Annotated in this window: 20 protein-coding genes; 11 read left to right on the top strand and 9 right to left on the bottom strand. The window is 73.1% G+C overall.

Going from position 1 to position 21307, the window contains the following annotated elements; genetic code table 11:
* The first annotated feature begins 67 nt into the window (after nucleotides 1–67).
* Nucleotides 68–1006, top strand: a complete 939-nt coding sequence (locus PS271_RS16755) for a LysR family transcriptional regulator (RefSeq protein ID WP_398382650.1) — start codon at nucleotides 68–70, stop codon at nucleotides 1004–1006.
* Nucleotides 1007–1244: 238 nt separating this feature from the next.
* Here the strand turns inward: PS271_RS16755 and PS271_RS16750 are convergent, their stop codons facing one another.
* The gene (locus PS271_RS16750; protein ID WP_398382649.1) at nucleotides 1245–2060 is read right to left on the bottom strand and encodes a class I SAM-dependent methyltransferase; all 816 of its coding nucleotides are present in this window, start codon (nucleotides 2058–2060) and stop codon (nucleotides 1245–1247) included.
* A 58-nt stretch (nucleotides 2061–2118) separates the two neighbouring features.
* On the opposite strand from PS271_RS16750, the gene PS271_RS16745 reads away from it, so the two are divergent.
* The 4 genes from PS271_RS16745 (at nucleotide 2119) to PS271_RS16730 (ending at nucleotide 8212) form a co-directional block, all read left to right on the top strand.
* Complete coding sequence (locus tag PS271_RS16745) at nucleotides 2119–2847, top strand: GntR family transcriptional regulator (RefSeq protein ID WP_398382648.1); 729 nt, start codon at nucleotides 2119–2121, stop codon at nucleotides 2845–2847.
* A 74-nt stretch (nucleotides 2848–2921) separates the two neighbouring features.
* Nucleotides 2922–3314 carry a DUF6415 family natural product biosynthesis protein gene (locus PS271_RS16740; RefSeq protein WP_398382647.1) on the top strand — a complete coding sequence of 131 codons (393 nt, stop codon included), beginning with the start codon at nucleotides 2922–2924 and terminating at the stop codon, nucleotides 3312–3314.
* A 567-nt stretch (nucleotides 3315–3881) separates the two neighbouring features.
* Nucleotides 3882–6386 (top strand): helicase-associated domain-containing protein, encoded by a 2505-nt coding sequence (locus tag PS271_RS16735; protein WP_398382646.1) that lies wholly within the window; start codon nucleotides 3882–3884, stop codon nucleotides 6384–6386.
* A 179-nt stretch (nucleotides 6387–6565) separates the two neighbouring features.
* Nucleotides 6566–8212, top strand: coding sequence for a DNA repair helicase XPB (locus PS271_RS16730; RefSeq protein WP_398382645.1), 1647 nt, complete (start codon nucleotides 6566–6568; stop codon nucleotides 8210–8212).
* Nucleotides 8213–8225: 13 nt separating this feature from the next.
* Here PS271_RS16730 and PS271_RS16725 read toward each other — a convergent pair whose 3' ends face one another.
* On the bottom strand, nucleotides 8226–8369 hold the full coding sequence (locus PS271_RS16725; protein ID WP_398382644.1) for a hypothetical protein: 144 nt from the start codon (nucleotides 8367–8369) through the stop codon (nucleotides 8226–8228).
* 281 nt (nucleotides 8370–8650) lie between these two features.
* Between PS271_RS16725 and PS271_RS16720 the strand changes: the two genes are divergently transcribed.
* Nucleotides 8651–10729: a HelD family protein gene (locus PS271_RS16720; protein WP_398382643.1), complete on the top strand. Its 2079-nt coding sequence runs from the start codon at nucleotides 8651–8653 to the stop codon at nucleotides 10727–10729.
* A 15-nt stretch (nucleotides 10730–10744) separates the two neighbouring features.
* On the opposite strand, the gene PS271_RS16715 is transcribed toward PS271_RS16720, so the two are convergent.
* Nucleotides 10745–11089 carry an ArsR/SmtB family transcription factor gene (locus PS271_RS16715; protein ID WP_398382642.1) on the bottom strand — a complete coding sequence of 115 codons (345 nt, stop codon included), beginning with the start codon at nucleotides 11087–11089 and terminating at the stop codon, nucleotides 10745–10747.
* Nucleotides 11090–11255: 166 nt separating this feature from the next.
* On the opposite strand from PS271_RS16715, the gene PS271_RS16710 reads away from it, so the two are divergent.
* The gene (locus tag PS271_RS16710) at nucleotides 11256–12461 is read left to right on the top strand and encodes an MFS transporter (RefSeq protein WP_398382641.1); all 1206 of its coding nucleotides are present in this window, start codon (nucleotides 11256–11258) and stop codon (nucleotides 12459–12461) included.
* 60 nt (nucleotides 12462–12521) lie between these two features.
* Here PS271_RS16710 and PS271_RS16705 read toward each other — a convergent pair whose 3' ends face one another.
* Nucleotides 12522–13220, bottom strand: coding sequence for a copper homeostasis protein CutC (locus PS271_RS16705; RefSeq protein WP_398382640.1), 699 nt, complete (start codon nucleotides 13218–13220; stop codon nucleotides 12522–12524).
* Between the two features lie 58 nt (nucleotides 13221–13278).
* Here PS271_RS16705 and PS271_RS16700 point away from each other — a divergent pair, with 58 nt between their 5' ends.
* Entirely contained in the window at nucleotides 13279–13950 is a 672-nt protein-coding gene (locus tag PS271_RS16700; RefSeq protein ID WP_398382639.1) for an HD domain-containing protein, read from the top strand.
* A 32-nt stretch (nucleotides 13951–13982) separates the two neighbouring features.
* Here PS271_RS16700 and PS271_RS16695 read toward each other — a convergent pair whose 3' ends face one another.
* Complete coding sequence (locus PS271_RS16695) at nucleotides 13983–14249, bottom strand: DUF4031 domain-containing protein (protein WP_398382638.1); 267 nt, start codon at nucleotides 14247–14249, stop codon at nucleotides 13983–13985.
* Between the two features lie 10 nt (nucleotides 14250–14259).
* Nucleotides 14260–14628: a DUF8819 family protein gene (locus PS271_RS16690; RefSeq protein WP_030367232.1), complete on the bottom strand. Its 369-nt coding sequence runs from the start codon at nucleotides 14626–14628 to the stop codon at nucleotides 14260–14262.
* Between the two features lie 54 nt (nucleotides 14629–14682).
* Here PS271_RS16690 and PS271_RS16685 point away from each other — a divergent pair, with 54 nt between their 5' ends.
* The 3 genes from PS271_RS16685 to PS271_RS16675 all read left to right on the top strand — a co-directional run bounded on the left by PS271_RS16685 (nucleotide 14683) and on the right by PS271_RS16675 (nucleotide 18350).
* A complete protein-coding gene (locus PS271_RS16685) occupies nucleotides 14683–15702 on the top strand; it encodes an SIS domain-containing protein (protein WP_398382637.1) in 1020 nt (339 codons plus the stop codon).
* A 172-nt stretch (nucleotides 15703–15874) separates the two neighbouring features.
* Nucleotides 15875–16813, top strand: coding sequence for an N-acetylmuramic acid 6-phosphate etherase (murQ, locus tag PS271_RS16680; protein WP_398382636.1), 939 nt, complete (start codon nucleotides 15875–15877; stop codon nucleotides 16811–16813).
* A gap of 7 nt (nucleotides 16814–16820) precedes the next feature.
* Nucleotides 16821–18350, top strand: a complete 1530-nt coding sequence (locus tag PS271_RS16675; RefSeq protein WP_398382635.1) for a PTS transporter subunit EIIC — start codon at nucleotides 16821–16823, stop codon at nucleotides 18348–18350.
* Nucleotides 18351–18361: 11 nt separating this feature from the next.
* On the opposite strand, the gene groL is transcribed toward PS271_RS16675, so the two are convergent.
* The 3 genes from groL to PS271_RS16660 form a co-directional block, all read right to left on the bottom strand.
* Nucleotides 18362–19984, bottom strand: coding sequence for a chaperonin GroEL (groL, locus tag PS271_RS16670; RefSeq protein WP_120757025.1), 1623 nt, complete (start codon nucleotides 19982–19984; stop codon nucleotides 18362–18364).
* A gap of 415 nt (nucleotides 19985–20399) precedes the next feature.
* Nucleotides 20400–20606, bottom strand: a complete 207-nt coding sequence (locus PS271_RS16665; protein ID WP_120757026.1) for a cold-shock protein — start codon at nucleotides 20604–20606, stop codon at nucleotides 20400–20402.
* A gap of 424 nt (nucleotides 20607–21030) precedes the next feature.
* On the bottom strand, nucleotides 21031–21306 hold the full coding sequence (locus tag PS271_RS16660; RefSeq protein WP_398382634.1) for a ubiquitin-like small modifier protein 1: 276 nt from the start codon (nucleotides 21304–21306) through the stop codon (nucleotides 21031–21033).
* Between the last annotated feature and the right edge of the window lies 1 nt (nucleotide 21307).

Raw genomic sequence — 21307 nt, 5'->3', positions numbered from 1 at the left:
TCAAGCCTGTGGCCGACCTGGCGATAGCGCCAATAGATAGTTCTGTTGATACCTAGAATCATTGGTTATGGAGCTTCGTCAGCTGCGCTACTTCGTCTGTGTCGTCGAGGAGGGCGGTTTCACCCGGGCCGCCGTCCGGCTGCACCTTGCCCAGCCCGGCCTCAGCGCCCAGATCCGCCAGCTGGAGAAGGAGTTGGGGCAACCCCTGCTCGACCGCTCCAACCGATCGGTGACTCCGACCGAGGTGGGCCGGGCGGTCCTGTCCTACGCCCGCGCCGCACTGGCCGCCGCGGACGCGGTGCAGCAGACCGTTGATGCGTACACGGGGCTGCTGCGCGGCCGGGTCACGCTCGGGCTGGTCTCCGGTGCCACCGGCCACGCCTTCGACATCGCCGCTTTACTCGCCGACTTCCACGACGCCTACCCCGCGGTCGAGGTGACACTGACCGAGGACACGACGGAGCGGATGCAGGCCGCGCTCCTGGCCGGCGAGCTCGACATCGCCGTCCTCGGGCAGGTGGAGGAAGTGCCCCCGCCCGGAGTGGACTTCCAGACGGTCATCGACGTCCCGTTGGTTGCCGCGGTCGCGCCGGGCGCCCCGCTTCTCGACGGCTACGTCGCCGGCGCGAGCGTTCCGCTTGCCGATCTCCGCGACCGGCCGTTGATCTGCCTGCCACGCGGCACCGGCGTGCGCGCGGCCCTCGAACGCGGCTGCGCACGCGCAGGATTCCGGCCCCGGGTGACCTTCGAGGCGGCAGCTCCGCACGTGCTCGTACAGCTCGCGGCGCGGGGCCTGGGCATTGCCGTACTGCCCGCTGGAGAGGACGATCCCACCCCTGATGGACAGCTCCGCACCCTGCGGATCGTCCAACCCGAAATGCGCGCCCGCATCGCGCTCGCCTGGCAGGCGAACGGTCCCTCAAGCCCCGCGGCCCGGGTATTCCTCGACCGCCTGCGCGAAGCCCTCCCGAAGCCGCCGAGGCCTGAAGAACCCTGTGCCCGGTAAACGCTGCCAGCACGTTCCGCACGTTCGTGAAATCTTCCGTGCCCGCCTGCGGATTGTCGAGCAAAGTTGTACGCCGCGCAGCCCAGCCCGGCCGGTTGATGACCGCGCCCGGAAGGCCCCCACCCGCCACCCTGCTGCCGGCCTGTTCTGACCCGCGTCAGAGGCGGCCGGAGCGAACCCCATGGAGGTACGGGGTCCAGGCCGCCGACTGCACGCGGAGCGGCACGTCGCTCGCCCTTCAGCACCGGCCCGTGGCCAGCAGATGTGAACTGGCAGCGAGGAGATCCGGGTACGGTTCTGCGGCGCGGGCGGCGGCGAGTGCCGCGCGGAAGAGCGGGGAATCGAGGGAAACAGGCTCTCCCGTGTGCTGCTCGGCCGCCTTGAGCAGCGACCACGTGGGCCCTTCGATCGCGTAGACGCGCACGTCACGCAGGCCGGCGGCACGCATTTCGTCCGCCAGTTCCTGCCCGGTGTGGAAATAGGCCGCCGTGAACCCCTTGCGGCCCGGCTCGTGGACACCCGTGGCGAGGATGTCGGCCACGGCATCGCGAACACTCTCGCGGTCCAGCCACGTGGTGGCGGTGTGCTCGAAGAGCGACGCGTACCGATTGATGGCCGCTGCCAGGATCAGCCCACCCGGTACGGTGACGCGCCGCGCTTCGGCCAGAGCCTGGTCACGGTCGGCGCGTTCGAGCAGGTGGTAGAGCGGCCCGAGGAGGAGCGTGGCGTCGTAGGAGCCGTCGTCGGCGGTGAGGCTCCGCGCGTCCCCGACCTCCGCAGTGATTCCGGCCTCGACGGCCTGTGCCACATGTTTGACCACCGGGTCCACGAGGTGGACCCGGTACCCGTCAGCAGTGAGCCACCGCGCGTGGACTCCGGGCCCGCCGCCCACGTCGAGAATCGCGGCCGGGGCGGGAGGGAGGTGACGTCGGAGCAGCTCCTGAGTGCGGGCCATCTCCAGCATGCCGTCCGCTGTTGCCGTCAGCCGGGTGGCCTCGTCGAAGGTATCGGTGTAGAAGTCGATGATCTCCGGGTCCACTTGGGGGAGCGTCATGACAGCGATGCTCTACCGTGACCGGTCAACATGTCCAGTGAAGCGGGAGTGCCCAGCCGTGCCGATGCTGAAGTACGAACAGATCGCCGATTCCTTGCGGCGCCGCATCACCGAAGGCGAGTTCGCGCCGGGTGACCTTCTGCCCTCGGGCCGGGATCTTTGCGAGCAGTGGGGTGTGTCTCGGGCGACGGTGAACAAGGCGCTCGATGTGCTGCGGGCCGACGGAGTGATCGTCGCGCGGCAGGGCTTGGGATTCCGGGTCACTGATACGCCGTTGGCCAGGCCCGCCGGGGGACGGAGGAGCGGCGCCGCGCGAGTAGTGAGCGGCCGTCCTTTCCGGCGGCTGGGCCCGCCGGTCACGGAAGCCCCACCCGCTCATGTTGCCGAGGCCCTGGAACTGCAGCCCGGAGAAACGGCCCTGCGTCGCGACCGGCTGGTACTGCTCGCCGACGGGGCGCCGCTGTCGCTGGTGAGCGCGTGGTTCCCGGCGGATGTGGCCGACCGGTGCCCGAAGTTGTCCCATGCGAAGCCCATTGCGGAGGGAACCACGCACTACGTAGCTCGTCAGACCGGACGTTCGCCTGTGCGGGGAACGGACATCACCACGGTGAGGCTGGCGACTGCCGCGGAGGCCGAGGTGCTCGATCGGCAGCTGCCGATGGCAGTGGCAATTGATCTACATGTTGCCCGGGATGCCGATGATGCCCCTCTGGTGTGCGAGGTGGGAGTGACACCGTCAGACCTGTGGGAACGGACCGAGAACTACGAGATGGGAACGGTGAGTTGACGCCAGCTTGACTGGACCGGTTAACCGGTCCAGTGTGGAGGAGTGGCGCCAGTCACACCCTCGAAGGAGCCGCTATGCCTCCGTTCCCCCGTACCGCCCACACCTGTGGCGAGATCACGCTCACCCGCTCCGAGTCGTCGTCCGTCTCCATCGGCCAGGCCATCCGTGAAGCCACCGACATGGAGACGTGGCTGCCCGCGCCGCCGCGGCTGAGCGCGGTCACGGACCGGCTGCTCGGCTACATCCGGGAGACCGCCGCGGCGGTGGAGGCGGCGGCCGGCGAGCGGCCCGTGGGCTGCCTGGTCCGCCGGGCCGCCCTCGCCGCGGCGCAGGAGGCGCGGCTGCGGGCTGAGGACGGGCCCGGGAACGGGTACGCGTCCGCGATCGCCTACGCCCGGAGCCTGGGCAAGGCCGCCGGGAACCTGCTGCACCAGGAGCGGCGGCTGGAGCGGGAAGGCGGACGGTGAGGCGGCTCGCGGCGCGTGTGCGCACGTGGTGGTGCCTGTACGGGCAGTTCTCCCGCCCCGTACGCGTTCTCCGGCCGAGCCGCCGCCGGGCCCACGAAGCCACCGAAGCGGCCGAAGCGGCCCACGTCGAAGAGTCGCTGCGACTCCTCGAACTGCGCATCAGGGTGGTGGCCGTTCCGCACACCAGCGGCTCGTCCGCACGTGAGCGTCCGCCGAACTGCGTTTGCCCGTAGGCGGCGACCTCGTCCGTCCACGAGCCACGGACCGGCCCGCAGCAAGGTACGGCGGGAGGTGGTGGGGGCGTAGGGGTGGGGGTCCGGGGCGCTGACGTGTATTTGTGGGCCCAATACCGGGGTGCCCTCGACGTTCGCGGCAACGGGCCCGTAAATATACGGCCCCGGACCCCCACCCCGGAGCCCCCGCCACCGGCACCCACCACCCACCGGCACCCGAACCGCCCCGCACCCGAACCACCCCGCACCGCACCGCACCCCGCACCGCCACCGGCCCCCACCCCGCACCCGCAACCCCCTGGCCAGCCCCCCGCAACCCGGTACCGTAAACAGAATGACCACACCGCGGGAGACAGGCAGTAGCGGCGGCGCCGCGCGCGGCGGGCCGCGGACGCTGGCCGAGGAGCTGCGCGCGCGGCCCGACGACGCGCTCGCCCGGCTCCTGCGCGCGCGCCCCGACCTGCTGCACCCCGTGCCGGGCGACCTCACCCAGCTGGCCACCCGCGCTGGCACCCGCGCCTCCGTCGTGCGCGCCCTGGAGCGCCTGGACCGCTTCGTCCTCCAGACGGCCGAGGCCCTCGCCGTGGCCCCCGACCCCTGCCCGTACGGCACGCTCGCCGCCCTGATGTGCGGCGACGCCGCCGACGATCCCCGCATCGCCGACGCCCTGCCCGGCGCCGTGGCCACGCTGCGCGACCAGGCCCTGGTGTGGGGCGGCGAGGACCGGATGCGCCTGGTCCGCACCGCCCGCGAGCTGCTCGCGCCGAGCCCCGCGCACCCGTCCCCCACCGGCCTCGGCCCGACCGTCGCGGAGGCCACGGCCGGCATGTCGCCGGGCCGGATCCAGCAGATCATCGCCGCGGCCGGCCTGCCGGGCACGCACGACCCGGTGTCGGCCGTCGCCGCGCTCACGGCCCTCTTCGAGGACCGGACGCGCATGGCAACGCTGCTGGCGGGGGCGCCCGCGGAGGCCACCGCCGTCCTCGGCATGCTGCTGTGGGGCCCGCCGTACGGCACGGTCACCGCCGACCCCGCCCCGCACCTGCGCTGGCTCCTCGACCGCGGCCTGCTGCTGCCCGCCGCGCCCGGCAGCGTCGTGCTCCCCCGGGAGGCGGCCCTGCACCTGCGCGCGGGCCGGGCGCACCGCACGCCCGAGCCCACCGCTCCCGAGCTCGCCCCGGCCACCCCGCACTCCGCCCGCACGGTCGACGCGACCGCCGCCGGCCAGGCGTTCATCGCGCTGAGCGCGGTGGAGGAGCTGCTCACGGCCTGGCAGTCCGACGGCCCGCTCGTGCTGCGCGCCGGCGGCCTGAGCGTGCGCGATCTCAAGCGCACCGCCACCCTCCTGGACACCACGGAGACCGCGGCCGCCTTCTGGACCGAGCTGGCGTACGCGGCCGGGCTGCTCGCCTCCGACGGCGAGGTCGACGAGCGCTACGCCCCGACCCCCGCCTACGACGACTGGCTGCATCTGCCTGCCGAGCACCGCTGGGCCCGCCTGGCCACGGCCTGGCTCGCCGCCACCCGCACCCCGGGGCTGGCCGGCGGCCGGGACGCCAAGGCCCGTCCCCTCAACGCCCTCGGCCCGGACCTGGACCGCTCCCCGGCCCCCGAGGTCCGCCACCGCGTTCTCGCGCTCCTGGCCACGCTCCCGCCGGGCGCGTCGGTGACGCCGGAGACCCTGCTGGCGCGCCTGCACTGGGAGCGCCCGCCGCGCACGCCCGCCGAGCCCGGTACGGAGGACCTGCGCACCCGTCTGGCCCGCTGGACCGTCACCGAGGCGGAGCTGCTCGGCGTCACGAACCGCGGCGCGCTCTCGGCACCGGGCCGCGCCCTCCTGGGCGACGGCGAGACGGAATCCGCCGAACCACTCACCGACGCCGAAGCCGGCGCCCGAGCCGTCCGCGCGGCCGCCGCCCTCGCCCCGCTCCTCCCCGAGCCGCTCGACCACATCCTCCTCCAGGCCGACCTGACGGCCGTCGCCCCCGGCCCGCTCAAGCGCCCTCTCGCGCAGGTGCTGTCGGTCCTCGCGGACGTCGAGTCCAAGGGCGGCGCCACGGTCTACCGCTTCACGCCCGCTTCCGTGCGCCGCGCGCTGGACGCCGGGCGGACCGCGGCCGACCTCAAGGCGTTCCTCACGGAGCACTCCCGTACGCCCGTGCCCCAGCCGCTGGCCTACCTGATCGACGACGTGGCCCGCCGCCACGGCCACCTGCGTGTCGGCGCGGCCTCCTCGTACCTGCGCTGCGACGACGACGCGGTGCTCGCCGAGATCCTCGCCGACCGCCGCTCCGCCCCGCTGCGGCTGCGCCGCCTCGCCCCCACGGTCCTGGCAGCGCAGGCCCCGCCGGACGAGCTCCTGGAAGGCCTGCGGGCCATGGGGTACGCCCCGGCGGCGGAGTCCGCGGAGGGCGACGTCGTCGTCACGCGCGCCGACGCCCGCCGCACCCCGCCGCGCACGGCCCCCGTCCCCGTCCCGGAGGGCCCGCCGGTCCCCGACGCGACGCTGCTCGGCGCCGCCGTGCGGGCGATCCGGGCCGGCGACATGGCCTCGACGGCCGAGCGCAAGCCGGTCGCCGCCCCCGCCCCGGCCGGCGGCGGCCTGCCCCGTACGACGTCCGCGGACACCCTGGCCACGATGCAGGCGGCGGTGCTCACCGGGTCCGCGGTGTGGATCGGCTACGTGAACGCGGAGGGCGCGGCGAGCCAGCGCGTGATCGCTCCGGTGCGGGTCGAGGGCGGCTTCGTCACGGGCTACGACCACACGGCCGACGAGGTCCGCACGTACCCGCTGCACCGCATCACGGGCGTCGCGGAACTGGCGGACGAGCACGCGTGACCAGGCAAAAGCCCCCACGGTAAAGGGCCCTCACCGCAAAGCCCCGCGCTCGATTCCTCCCACCGTAAACGGCCCCCACCGCAAAGCCCCGCGCCCGATTCCCCCCGCCCCCACGCCCGGGCAAGTAAACTCAGGAGTTTGGCGCGAAGGGCCCGCCGGGCCCGGTAGTGGAGGTACGAGTGTCCTGCTTGATCGTCCAGAGCGACAAGACCCTGCTCCTGGAAGTCGACCACGAGCAGGCGGACGCGTGCCGCCGCGCCATCGCCCCCTTCGCCGAGCTGGAGCGGGCCCCCGAGCACATCCACACCTACCGGGTCACCCCGCTGGGGCTGTGGAACGCCAGGGCCGCCGGCCATGACGCCGAGCAGGTCGTCGACGCGCTCGTCACGTACTCCCGCTACCCCGTCCCGCACGCCCTCCTCGTCGACATCGCCGAGACGATGGACCGCTACGGGCGGCTGCGGCTGCTCAAGCACCCCACGCACGGGCTGGTCCTGGAGTCCACGGACCGGCCCGTCCTGGAGGAGATCCTCCGGTCGAAGAAGATCCAGCCGCTGGTCGGCGCCCGGATCGACCCGGACACGGTCGCCGTGCACCCCTCCGAGCGCGGCCAGATCAAGCAGACGCTGCTCAAGCTGGGCTGGCCGGCGGAGGACCTCGCGGGGTACGTCGACGGCGAGGCCCACGCCATCGAGCTGGACGAGGACGGCTGGGCGCTGCGCCCGTACCAGCAGCAGGCCGTCGACGGCTTCTGGCACGGCGGCTCGGGCGTGGTCGTGCTGCCGTGCGGCGCGGGCAAGACGCTCGTGGGCGCGGGCGCGATGGCCAAGGCGAAGGCGACGACGCTGATCCTCGTGACCAACACGGTCTCCGCCCGCCAGTGGAAGCACGAGCTGGTCAAGCGCACGTCGCTGACCGAGGACGAGATCGGCGAGTACAGCGGGACGAAGAAGGAGATCCGGCCGGTCACCATCGCCACGTACCAGGTCCTCACGACGAAGCGGAAGGGCATCTACCCGCACCTGGAGCTGTTCGACTCCCGGGACTGGGGCCTGGTCGTCTACGACGAGGTGCACCTGCTGCCGGCGCCGGTCTTCAAGTTCACGGCCGACCTCCAGGCGCGGCGGCGGCTCGGCCTGACGGCGACGCTCGTGCGCGAGGACGGGCGCGAGTCGGACGTCTTCTCCCTCATCGGCCCGAAGCGCTTCGACGCGCCGTGGAAGGAAATCGAGGCGCAGGGCTACATCGCGCCGGCGGACTGCGTGGAGGTGCGGGTGAACCTCAGCGACTCCGAGCGGCTCGCCTACGCGACGGCCGAGGCGGAGGAGAAGTACCGCTTCTGCGCGACGACCGCCACGAAGCGGCGCGTCACGGAGGCGCTGGTGGCCAAGCACAAGGGCGAGCAGACGCTGGTCATCGGGCAGTACATCGACCAGCTCGACGAGCTGGGCGAGCACCTCGGCGCCCCCGTGATCAAGGGCGAGACCAGCAACGCCCAGCGCGAGAAGCTCTTCGACGCCTTCCGGCAGGGCGAGCTCTCGGTGCTCGTGGTCTCGAAGGTCGCGAACTTCTCGATCGACCTGCCGGAGGCGACGGTCGCCATCCAGGTCTCGGGCACGTTCGGCTCGCGGCAGGAGGAGGCGCAGCGGCTCGGCCGGGTGCTGCGTCCGAAGGCGGACGGGCACGAGGCGCGCTTCTATTCGGTGGTCGCCCGCGACACCATCGACCAGGACTTCGCGGCCCACCGGCAGCGGTTCCTGGCCGAGCAGGGCTACGCGTACCGGATCGTGGACGCGGACGAGCTGCTGGCGGGCGAGGAGGCGTAGCGGCTGTGCGCCGTCAGGCCCTGCGCGTGTCCGCGTACTGGCCGAGGACGACGACGCTGACGGCCGCGCCGGCGAAGGCTTTGATCGCGCGGAGGGCGTGGGCGAGGGGGGATTCGGCGGACGTGCCGGAGTCCGGGGTCATGGTTGCTGAGGTCATGTCTCCATGATGGTTTCGCGGACCGCCCCGGACATCGGTCTGCCGGTGTAAAACCGCAGGCCCGCGCGTACGACCCGAGGATCATGGCGTCCCCTACGGGAGGTGGACGCCGACCCTGAGAACCTCCCCCGGGGCGCGGGAAAATCATTCGCGCGCCCCTTTCCGGCTCACTACAATTCCCCCTTCCCGCCGCCTCCCGCGTCACTTCAGGGAGCGCCGCCGACCGGACGGAAACCGGCGGCTTCCGATCGTCCGCCGCATGTACGCCTGGAGGCCCCGCCGTGCCCGCGCCACACGTATCGACCGCGAACGCCGTATCGAACGCGAACGACCCCCTGGAGCGGGAGCGCGCCCACCTCTCCTCCTCCCGTGCCGCCCTGCGGGCGATGCGCGCCGACGTCGAGGCGCTCGACATCAAGGACGTGACGGCGAACTGGGTCAACGCCGCCGTCCTGGAACGGCAGATCGAGGACCGCATCACGGCGCTGGCCGACCTCGCGCACACCCCGCTCTTCTTCGGGCGGCTGGACTACGCGCACGCGCCGGGCGCCGATCAGGCGGAGGGCGCAGAGGGCGAGCGCTTCTACATCGGGCGCCGGCATGTCCACGACGCCGACGGCGACCCGATGGTGATCGACTGGCGCGCGCCCGTCTCGCAGCCGTTCTACCGCGCGTCCAAGAAGGAGCCGATGGACGTGCGGATGCGCCGCCGCTTCGGCTACACGGGCGGCGACCTCACCGCGTACGAGGACGAGGACCTGACGGACGCGGCCGCCGCCGATCAGGCCAGCAAGCTGCTCCAGGCGGAGATCGAGCGCCCGCGCGTGGGCCCCATGCGGGACATCGTGGCCACGATCCAGCCCGAGCAGGACGAGATCGTGCGCGCCGGGATCGGCGGCACGGTGTGCGTCCAGGGCGCGCCGGGCACGGGGAAGACGGCGGTCGGCCTGCACCGCGTGGCCTACCTCCTCTACGCGCACCGCGAGCGCCTCGCCCGTACGGGCACGCTCGTCATCGGCCCGAACCGGTCCTTCCTGCACTACATCGAGCAAGTGCTGCCGGCGCTGGGCGAGTTGAACGTGGCGCAGGCGACGGTGGACGACCTGGTCGCGCACGTGGAGGTGCGAGGGACGGATTCCGCCGCGGCCGCCCGCATCAAGGGCGACGCCCGCATGGCGGAGGTGCTGCGGCGCGCCGTGCGGGCGGGGGTGACGATGCCTCGGGAGTCCGTGGTCGTGGTGCGCGGCTCGCGGCGCTGGCGGGTGCCGGCGTACGAGATCGAGGAGATCGTCCGCGAGCTCCTGGACCGCGACATCCGCTACGGCGCGGCCCGCGAGGCCCTGCCGCAGCGGATCGCGCACGCCGTGCTGGTGCGCATGGAGCAGGCCGGCGAGGCGCCGGACGACCGCGTGCAGGACGCGGTGGCGCGCAACGCCGCCGTGAAGGCGGCCGTCAAGGAGGTCTGGCCCGCGGTCGATCCGGCGAAGCTGGTGCTGCGGCTGCTGTCCGACGCGGAGTTCCTGGCGGAGCACGCGGAGGGGGTGCTGTCGGCGGAGGAGCAGGCGGAGGTCCTGTGGGCGAAGCCGGCGCGCGGTGTGAAGTCGGCGAAGTGGTCGGCGGCGGACGCGGTGCTGATCGACGAGGCGGCGGACCTGGTGGCGCGGACGCCGTCGCTCGGCCACGTCGTGCTGGACGAGGCGCAGGACCTGTCCCCCATGCAGTACCGCGCGGTGGGCCGCCGCTGCACGACCGGTTCCGCGACGATCCTCGGCGACCTCGCGCAGGGCACGACGCCGTGGGCGACGGCCAGCTGGGAGGAGGCGCTCGCGCACCTCGGGAAGCCGGAGGCGGCCGTCGAGGAGCTCACGCAGGGCTTCCGCGTGCCGCGCGAGGTGATCGCCTACGCGTCCCGCCTGCTACCCGCCATCGCGCCGGGCCTGGCCGAGGCCACGTCGGTCCGCGAGGCCGCCGGTGACTTCTCGGTGCGCCCGGTGGCCGCCGGGGAGCTGGACGCGGCGGTCGTGGCGGCGTGCCGGGAGTCGCTGGAGCGCGAGGGGTCGACCGGCCTGATCGCGGCGGACGCGCGGATCGCCGCGCTGGGCGCGCTGCTGGTGGAGGCGGGCCTGCCGCACCTGGCGCCGGGCGAGGAGACGACGGCGGAGGCCCGCCTGACGCTGGTGCCGGCGTCCCTGGCGAAGGGCCTGGAGTACGACTACGTGGTGCTGGACGAGCCGGCGGCGGTCGTCGCCGGGGAGCCGGACGAGCGGACGGGGCTGCGGCGGCTGTACGTGGCGCTGACGCGAGCCGTTTCCGGGCTGACGGTGCTTCACGCCGAGCCGCTGCCGGGGCAGTTGAGCTGACCCCCGCCCGGCCGGCTACTGCGCCTCCAGCCCCTTGAGCAGGGCGTCCAGCAGTCCGGGGAAGCGCCCGTCGAGGTCCTGCCGCCGCAGCCGTACGAAGCGGTTGCGGCCGGCCACGCGCGTCGCGGTCACGCCCGCCGCGCGCAGGACCTTCATGTGGTGCGACAGCGTCGACTTGTGCAGGTGGTCGAGGCCGACCCCCTCCAGGGTGCAGCTGACCTCCCCGCCCTCCAGGTAGAGCGACAGGAGCCGCAGGCGCACCGGGTCGCCGAGCGCGTGCAGCACCTTCACGAGCTCGATGTCCTCGGTGGCGGGCTGCGGGAGCCACTCCTCCGTTACCGGCAGGCGTTCGTCCGTCATGCGTTCTTCCCTCCTCGGCCCCCCGACGACTGTTTGACAATCATCCACCCATCGATGATTGTTTGACGAGCATCCAACGATCTTGGGTCCGCCAGTCCGCCAGTCCGCCACTCTGTCTGCCGGCTGCCGCCTGCCGTCTGCCGGCCCCTCCGATGGGAAGGCCCCCGTGCGCCTGCGACTCCTCCTGCTAGCCCTCGGCACGTTCGCCGTCGGCACCGACACCATGGTCATGGCCGGCATCCTGGGCCGGATCTCCGGCGACCTCGGCGTCTCCGTACCGGCGGCCGGGCAGCTGGTGACGGTCTTCGCGCTCTCGTACGCCCTGCTCGCGCCGGTCCTGGCCGCCGTGACCGCGCGCTGGCCGCGCCGCCGCCTGCTGCTCACCGCGCTCACCGTGTTCACGGTCGCGAACGCCCTGAGCGCCCTCGCCCCCGACTACCCCACCCTGCTCGCGACCCGCGTCCTCGCCGCCGCCGGAGCCGCGCTCTACACCCCGACCGCCAGCGCCGCGGCCACCGCCCTCGTCCCGCCGGAGCGTCGCGGCCGGGCCATCGCGACCGTCCTCGGCGGAATGACCGTGGCCACGGCCCTGGGCGTGCCGCTCGGCACCTACGTGGGCCGGGCGGACTGGCGGCTGACGATGTGGCTCGTCACCGCGCTCGGCGCGGTGGCCCTGCTGGGCCTGGCCGCCTTCCTCCGCGAACTGCCCGCCCCCGCCCAGTCGGTGGGCCTGCGGGAACGGATGGCGCCGCTGCGCGACCGGCGGGTGCTGGGCGCCGTCGCGACGACCTTCACGTTCTTCGTGGCCTTCCAGTCCGTCTACATCTACCTGGGCACGGCCGTCCGCCCGGCGACGGGCGGGGACGCGGACCGGCTCAGCGCCGTCCTGCTGGCGACCGGCGTCGCCTCGGTCGCGGGCAGCTGGCTGGGCGGCCGCGCCGTGGACCGCTGGGGCGTGCGGCAGGTCCTGCTGGTGGGCAGCGTGATCGCGATCGTGTGCTTCGCGGCCCTGCCGTGGCTGGGCCGGACGATGCCGGGCGCGTTCGCCTACGCCCTGCTGGTCCCGCTCGCCGGCTGGTCCATCTCGGTCGCCCAGCTCCACCGCCTGGCCTCTCTGAGCCCCGGCAACGCCCCCTTGCTGCTCTCCCTCAACAGCAGCGCCCTCTACCTGGGCATGGCCGCGGGCGGCACCGTGGGCAGCCTGGCGATCGCCCTCCTGGGCGAGCGGTGGTTCCCGCTGGCGGCTTCGGTGCTGGGGGTGGCGGCGCTGGTCCTGGCCGCAGGGACGACGCGCCCCGCGGCCACTGCCGGCAAGGCCCCGGCCGGGACCCCGGCCCCGGCTCCGGAACCGGTCAAGAGCGCGGCCGGGTGAACCGGCCCGCCGCTCCCTTCCGGGTCGTGCGGTGTCGTCGCGCCGCTGACGCTACCGACGCTACGCGTCCAGCGCCGACCGCCAGGTGCGGACCGCGCCCGCGTCCACCGGGCCGGTCCAGCCGTCCGGGCGGGCCGCGCCGCCGATGTGGAAGGCGGAGATGCCGGCTCCGCGGAGGACCGGGAGGTGCTTGAGCTGGAGGCCGCCGCCGACCATGATCCGCGGTTCGTAGCCGGGCTCGTCGGAGCGGCCGGCCTCGGCGAGGAGCGTCGCCAGGCCGTCGTCGACGCCGGACGCCGAGCCGGCCGTCAGATAGGTGTCCAGGCCGGGCAGGTCCGCGAGCTGCTTGCGGAGGGCGTCCCGGTCCGCCGCGCGGTCGATGGCGCGGTGGAAGGTCCAGCGCGCCCGCGGGCCGATCGCCTCGGCGAGCGCGGAGACGGCCGTGAGGTCCGCCCGGCCGTCGTCGGTGAGGAAGCCGAGGACGAACTCCGAGGCACCCTCCGCGACCAGGGCCCGGGCGGTGCCGCACAGCGCGGACAGGGCGGCCGCGTCGCCCGCGGAGAAGCCGTCGGCGGCACGCAGCATGACCCGTACGGGGATGTCGACGGCGTCCCGGACGGCGGTGAAGGTCTCCAGCGGCGGGGTGAGGCCGTCCGCGGCCATGTCGGTGACCAGTTCGAGGCGGTCCGCGCCGCCGTCCTGCGCCGCCCTCGCGTCCCGCGGGTCGAGCGCGATCACCTCAAGAATTGGTCTAGACATATTGCACAGCCTGCCACACCCGCGCCCCGCGCCAAAAGCGGTGTTCCACAATTGGCCTATGACAGTCCCGAGCGAGCACCCGTCCGGCCCCGCCCTGCGCGCCCGCTGGCAGGAGACCGTCGAGCGCGCCCGTGGCGCCGGCGCCCCGGAGGACGCCCCGGACCCGGGCCCGTACGCCGACGACCTGCTGCGCCGCTGGGCGGAGCCGCAGCGCCGCTACCACACGACCGACCACCTCGCGGCGGTCCTGGACCGGGTCGACGAGCTCGCCGCGCACGCCGGCGACATCGACGCCGTACGCCTCGCGGCCTGGTTCCACGACGCCGTCTACCGCCCGGACCGCTCCGAGAACGAGGAGCGCAGCGCGCACCTCGCCGAGCGCGCCCTGCCCGAGCTGGGCATCGGCGCCGCCCGCACGGCCGAGGTCGCCCGGCTCGTACGGCTCACCGTCGGCCACAACCCGGCGGCCGGAGACCTCGACGGCGAGGTGCTGTCCGACGCGGACCTGGCCGTGCTCGCGGGCACCCCCGAGGAGTACGCCGCCTACGCCGCCGCCGTCCGCGAGGAGTACGGCTTCGTGCCGGACGAGGCCTTCCGCGAAGGGCGCGCGGCGGTGCTGCGGCAGCTCCTGGACCTGCCGCGGCTCTTCCGCACACCTTTGGGCTACGACCGCTGGGAGGCGGTCGCGCGCCGCAACGTCACGACGGAACTCGGCCTGCTCACGAGCTGAGCGGGCTCACGCTTTCCCGGGCCGGCTCAGCCTTACGGCCGCTCGTGCTTCGGCCGCCGCAGCCCCGCGACCACCAGCAGCCGCACCAGCTCCTTGCTGCTCGCCTCCACCGCGCCGAGCCGCACGGCGTCCCCGTAGGACGTCGACGGCACGTCATAGTGATCGCGGTCGAACGCGCGGGCGGGAGCGCCGAGCCGCGCCGCGAAGGCGTGCAGCTCGTCGAAGGACAGGTCGCTGATCAGGTGGGACCACATGCGGCCGTGCCCGGGCCAGACGGGCGGGTCGATGTACAGCGTCATCGGCGGCGCCTCACCGCAGCGCGTCGGACAGCGAACCGACCGGGGCGACCAGGACCGTCTGCTTGGTGCACGCCCAGTGCGGGTCGGGTCCCAGCTCCGGCTCGACCTCCAGGGCGTGCAGGTCTCCGTCCTGGCTGCACACCGGGCACAGCGGCCAGCGCCCGTGCCGCTCCAGCAGGGCGTCCTGGACGTCCTGGGCTATGAGCCCGACCACGAAGCCGGCGCCCTCCGGCCACTGCTCGACCCACCACCGCCGCTGCGCCACCGCGTCCTCCACGAGCGAGACGACGTCGGCCTCCGCCACGTCACCCGCGACGAGGTCGGCGAGGATCAGGGCACGCGCCGTGTGCAGCGCTTGTTCGAGCTCCATACGGTCCATTGTCCCGGACGTGGGCGGTTGACGGTTCACCACCCTGAAAATACCTTTCAAAAGGTGAGCAGCAAATTGAAAGAAACTACCGAAGCTGCCGGGACCGCCCGGCCCGCCGGAGCCGCGGGCGGCGAGCGGCAGGTCCCCGCACCGGCCGAGGCCCCCGCCGCGGGCCGCAACGCCGCCGGACACGGCCGCACCGTGCCCGCGCCCGGCGCCCTCGCCGCCAAGGTCCGCACCCTCGCGCCCTCCATGACCCGCTCGATGCAGCGCGTCGCCGAAGCCGTCGCCGGGGATCCCGCGGGCTCCGCCGCGCTCACCGTCACCGGGCTGGCGGAGCGCACGGGCACCAGCGAGGCCACCGTCGTGCGCACCGCCCGCCTCCTGGGCTACCCCGGCTACCGCGACCTGCGGCTCGCCCTCGCCGCCCTCGCCGCCGAACAGGCGGCCGGCCGCGCCCCCGCCGTCACCGCCGACATCGCGGTCGACGACCCCCTGCCCGCCGTCGTCGCCAAGCTCGCCCAGGAAGAGGCGCAGTGCCTGGCGGACACGGCCGCCGCCCTCGACACCGCCCAGCTGGAGGCCGCCGTCGCCGCGCTCGCCGGCGCCCGGCGCATCGATGTCTACGGCATCGGCGCCTCCCACCTAGTCGGCCAGGACCTCGTCCAGAAGCTGCTCCGCATCGGCCTGATCGCCCACGCGCCGGCCGACCCCCACCTCGCCGTCACCAACGCCGTCCAGCTGCGGGCGGGCGACGTCGCGGTCGCCATCACCCACTCAGGCCGCACCACCGACGTCATCGAGCCGCTGCGGGTCGCCTTCGAGCACGGCGCGACGACGCTCGCGATCACCGGCCGCCCGGACGGCGAGATCGCCCAGTACGCGGACCACGTCCTGACCACGTCCTCCGCGCGGGAGAGCGAGCTGCGGCCCGCGGCCATGTCGAGCCGCACCAGCCAGCTCCTCGTGGTGGACTGCCTGTTCATCGGCGTCGCCCAGCGGACGTACGAGACCGCCGCGCCGGCCCTGTCCGCGTCGTACGAAGCACTCGCCCACCGCCACGCCCCGCGCCCACCGCGCTGACCCGCCGGCCCGCCCGGCCACGCCTGGAAAGAGCCGTCCGCCCATGGTTTTTTCTGCTTCGTCGCCCGTGCCGCCCGACTCGCCGACGCCGCCCGGCACTTCACCATCCGGCGCCTCGCCGTTCCCTTCCGGCTCATCCGGCTCATCCGCACACGCAGGCCCCTCCACCCACGTGGGCGCGCCCGCGCACGAGCCGTCCGACCTCCGCGCCGAGCTCGCCGCGCTCACCACCGAGGCGTTCCGCCCCGATCTCGCGGAGATCGACCGGCTGCCCACCCTCGACATCGCCCGGATCATGAACGGCGAGGACGCGCAGGTCCCCGCCGCCGTCGCCGCCCGGCTGCCCGAGATCGCCGCGGCCGTCGACGCGACCGCCGCCCGGATGGCCCGCGGCGGGCGGCTCGTCTACGCGGGCGCGGGCACCGCCGGCCGCCTCGGGGTGCTCGACGCGAGCGAGTGCCCGCCGACCTTCAACACCGACCCCTCGCAGGTCACGGGCCTGATCGCGGGCGGCGCCACGGCGCTCGTCACGGCCGTCGAGGGCGCCGAGGACAGCAAGGAGCTCGCCGCGGGCGACCTGGCCGCGCTCGGCGTCGGCCCGGCCGACACGGTCGTCGGGGTCTCCGCCTCCGGCCGCACCCCGTACGCGATCGGCGCCGTCGAACACGCCCGCGCGGCCGGGGCGCTGACGATCGGGCTGGCCTGCAACGCCGGTTCGGAGCTCGGCCGGGCCGCCGAGCACCCCATCGAAGTCGTCGTCGGGCCGGAACTCCTCACGGGCTCCACCCGGCTGAAGGCGGGCACCGCACAGAAGCTCGTCCTCAACATGCTCTCGACGATCACCATGATCCGGCTCGGCAAGACGTACGGGAACCTGATGGTCGACGTGCGCGCCTCCAACGAGAAGCTGCGCGCCCGGTCCCGGCACATCGTCGCCCTGGCCACGGGCGCCTCCGACCGGGAGACGGAGGCCGCCCTGACGGAGACCGGCGGCGAGGTGAAGAACGCGATCCTCGTCATCATGGGCGGCGTCGACGGGCCCACCGCCGCCCGCCTCCTGGACGCGTCGGGCGGTCACTTGCGGACGGCGCTCCGCACGGCGCGGGGATAGCCGCGCCGTGCCCCCGGACGCCTCCCTCGCCGCGCTCCTCCTCCCCCTCCTCGGCGGCCCGGCGAACCTCACGTCCGTCACGAACTGCATGACGCGCCTGCGGGTCACCGTCCGGGACGCGTCGGCCGTCCGGCGCGAGGAGTTGCGGGCGCTGCCGGGGGTCCTGGGCGTCGTCGAGGACGGCACGGCCCTCCAGGTCGTGCTCGGCCCGGGCAGGGTGGCCGAGGTCGCGGTGGAACTCGCCGGATACGCGGAGCGCGCGGAATCCGCGGAAGCCCTGGAAGCCCTGGAAGCCCTGAAAGCAGAACCCGTCACCGCCGCCGCCCTCGCCGAGCGCGGCGCGGCGATCCGGGCGGAGCGCAAGGCCCGCAACGCGACCCCGGTGAAGCTGTTCCTGCGCCGGATCGCGCAGATCTTCGTCCCGCTGATCCCGGCCCTGATCGGCTGCGGCATCGTGGCGGGCCTGGCCGGCCTGCTCACCAACCTGCACCGGCTGCCCGCGCTCGCCACGGCCCTGACCGCGTGCGCGTCGGGCTTCATGTCCCTGATCGCGGTCTTCGTCGGCTACAACACGGCCAAGGAGTTCGGCGGCACGCCCGTCCTCGGCGGCGCGGTCGCGGCGGTCATCGTCTTCCCGGGCGTGGACCGGGTGACCGCGTTCGGCGAGCGGCTCGTCCCCGGCCAGGGCGGGGTCCTCGGCGCGCTGGCCGCGGCGCTGCTCGCCGCGCACGTCGAACGCCGGTGCCGGCGCCGGGTGCCGGAGGCCCTCGACGTCCTGGTCACCCCCACGGTGACGGTCCTGGTGGCCGGCCTGGTGACGCTGTACGGGCTGATGTACGCGGCCGGGGTGGTCGCCACGGCCATCGGGCACTTCGCCGACCGGCTGCTGACCGGCGGCGGCGCGGCGGCGGGCTTCGTCCTGGGCGGGCTGTTCCTGCCCCTGGTGATGCTGGGCCTGCACCAGGCCCTCATCCCCATCCACACCACCCTCATCCAGCAGCAGGGCCACACGGTCCTCCTGCCGATCCTCGCGATGGCGGGCGCCGGCCAGGTGGGCGCGGCGCTCGCGGTCTACGCGCGGCTGCCGCGCAACGGCTCGGTGCGCAGGACGATCCGCTCCGCCCTGCCGGCCGGCCTCCTGGGCATCGGCGAGCCACTGATCTACGGAGTCTCGCTCCCCCTGGGCCGCCCGTTCGTCACGGCGTGCGTGGGCGGGGCGTTCGGCGGGGGCTTCGTGGGGCTGCTGGCCCAGCTGGGCGACAGGGTCGGCTCGACCGCCATCGGCCCGTCGGGCTGGGCCCTCTTCCCCCTCCTCCAGGGCAGCCACGGCCTGGGCCGGGCGGCGGCCGTCTACGGGGCGGGCCTGCTGGTGGGCTACGCGGCGGGGTTCGTTCTGACGTACGCGTTCGGCCTGAGCCGCGCGTCGCTGCGGGAGCTCAACGCGGCGCCGGGCGCAGAGCCTGCGCATACGCCCGAGGGCGGTGCCCCCCTCGCGGGGGGCACCGCCCTCGGGTGCGTACAGCGTCAGGACAAGTGATCCGGGGAGGATCAGAAGTCCATGTCACCGCCCGGCATGCCGCCCGGAGCGGCCGCGGCGGCCTTCTCCGGCTTGTCGGCGATGACGGCCTCGGTGGTGAGGAAGAGCGCGGCGATGGACGCGGCGTTCTGCAGGGCGGAGCGCGTGACCTTCGCCGGGTCGATGATGCCCTCGGCGATCATGTCGACGTACTCGCCCGTGGCGGCGTTCAGGCCATGGCCGACGGTCAGGTTGCGCACCTTCTCGACGACGACGCCACCCTCGAGACCACCGTTGACGGCGATCTGCTTGAGCGGGGCCTCCAGGGCCAGCTTGACGGCGGCGGCACCGGTGGCCTCGTCGCCCTCGAGCTCCAGCTTCTCGAAGACCGAGGAAGCCTGGAGCAGAGCCACGCCACCACCGGCGACGATGCCCTCCTCGACGGCCGCCTTCGCGTTGCGAACGGCGTCCTCGATGCGGTGCTTGCGCTCCTTGAGCTCGACCTCGGTCGCGGCACCGGCCTTGATGACGGCCACGCCGCCGGCCAGCTTCGCGAGGCGCTCCTGGAGCTTCTCGCGGTCGTAGTCCGAGTCGCTGTTCTCGATCTCGGCGCGGATCTGGTTGACGCGGCCCTGGACCTGGTCGCTGTCGCCGGCACCGTCGACGATGGTCGTCTCGTCCTTGGTGATGACGACCTTGCGGGCGCGGCCGAGCAGGTCGAGACCGGCGCTCTCCAGCTTGAGGCCGACCTCCTCGGAGATGACCGTGCCACCGGTGAGGATGGCGATGTCGCCCAGCATGGCCTTGCGGCGGTCGCCGAAGCCCGGGGCCTTGACGGCGACGGACTTGAAGGTGCCGCGGATCTTGTTGACGACCAGGGTCGACAGGGCCTCGCCCTCGACGTCCTCGGCGATGATCAGCAGCGGCTTGCCCGACTGCATGACCTTCTCCAGCAGCGGGAGCAGGTCCTTGACCGAGGAGATCTTCGAGTTGACGATCAGGATGTACGGGTCGTCCAGGGACGCCTCCATACGCTCCATGTCGGTGGCGAAGTACGCCGAGATGTAGCCCTTGTCGAAGCGCATACCCTCGGTGAGCTCCAGCTCCAGACCGAAGGTCTGGGACTCCTCGACGGTGATGACGCCTTCCTTGCCGACCTTGTCCATCGCCTCGGCGATGAGCTCGCCGATCTGGGTGTCGGCGGCGGAGATGGAGGCGGTGGAGGCGATCTGCTCCTTGGTCTCCACGTCCTTGGCCTGCTCGAGCAGCGCACCGGAGACGGCCTCGACGGCCTTCTCGATGCCGCGCTTCAGCGCCATCGGGTTGGCACCCGCGGCGACGTTGCGCAGACCCTCGCGGACCAGTGCCTGGGCCAGGACGGTCGCGGTCGTCGTGCCGTCACCGGCGACGTCGTCCGTCTTCTTCGCGACCTCCTTGACCAGCTCGGCGCCGATCTTCTCGTACGGGTCCTCGAGCTCGATCTCCTTGGCGATGGACACACCATCGTTGGTGATCGTGGGGGCGCCCCACTTCTTCTCGAGGACGACGTTGCGGCCCTTGGGGCCGAGGGTGACCTTGACGGCGTCGGCGAGCTGGTTCATCCCGCGCTCGAGACCGCGCCGTGCCTCCTCGTCGAACGCGATGATCTTGGCCATGTGAAGTGGTCCTCCCAGGACGGGGTGGATTTCTCCGGACCGCGCTGGCGCCCGCGACGGACGGCCTGCGGACCTGGCGGTTCCTTGCCCCACCCGGTCCGCCGACCTCACCGACGGTCCAAATCTGTCACTCTCACCCGGAGAGTGCTAAGCCCAATGATTAGCACTCGACCACCCCGAGTGCAAGCGGTTCACCCTCCAGACCCTCCGCAAGTGACAGGGGGGCACCTCCCAGCGTTAGCTGGGGGCGCAAGCGGTCCACACGTACGCCCCTCGCACGAGGAGGGCGGGGGTGCCGGAGGGCAAGAGAGAGCCGTACCCATACACAGGCACCCGCACACGCGCGAGGGGTCCGCACCTCAGTGAGGTGCGGACCCCTCCGCAAACCGAGCGAGCCGGTGGTCGATGCGCCGCGTCAGACCTGCGACAGCTTCACCATGTCCGCCTGCGGCCCCTTCTGGCCCTGCGAGATCTCGAACTCGACCCGCTGACCCTCCTCGAGGGTGCGGTAACCGTCCATCTGAATCGCGCTGTAGTGGACGAATACATCCGCACCACCGTCGACCGCGATGAAGCCGTAGCCCTTCTCCGCGTTGAACCACTTGACGGTGCCCTGAGCCATGCCTAACTCCCCTATTACTGGCCCTTGCGCAGGACCGCACTTCGCGGACCCGGGTCAGACCTCACCCCCTGGCAGCCCAGTGGGTGTGCGCCGGAACGCGTCGACCGCGGCTGAATGTATCTGCACGGATGCCGTCTGCAACAGGTCACTCGGACGAGAATTCCGGGCATGGCCGAGCGAGAGAAACGGCTGAACTCCGGGTATTTCAGGGCAAGTCGGGCCGGGAAAAACACAACCAACCCGGCATTTCGTGCACACACTTCGCGCACAACTTGACGGGTTCTCATATGCGTTCGGCACTGACGCCGGGCGGGGATCGCCTCAACTGTATCGCGCTCAACAGCCGGAATCGCCCCGTCCGCTACTGCGGTCGGGGCGATTCCGGGGCCGTCGTGCGGCAATAACGGAAGAACCCTGTGAAACCTCAGCCGCCGGCGACGGCAGGGATGACGGAGACGGCGGAGCCGTCGGGGGTGGGCGTCTGAAGGCCCTGCTCGAAGCGGACGTCGTCGTCGTTGACGTAGACGTTCACGAAGCGGCGCAGCTTGCCGCTGTCGTCGAGCACGCGGGCGGCGATGCCGGTGTGGTTCTCCTCCAGGGACTGGAGGACGTCGGCGAGGGTCGCCCCCTCGGCGGAGACCTCGGCCTGACCACCGGTGTAGGTGCGCAGGATGGTGGGGATACGAACGGTGACGCTCATG

The sequence above is a fragment of the Streptomyces sp. SCA2-17 genome, assembly GCF_044336695.1.
The sequence above is the reverse complement of the archived record's forward strand: the minus strand, read 5'-3'. Positions and strand labels throughout refer to the sequence as shown.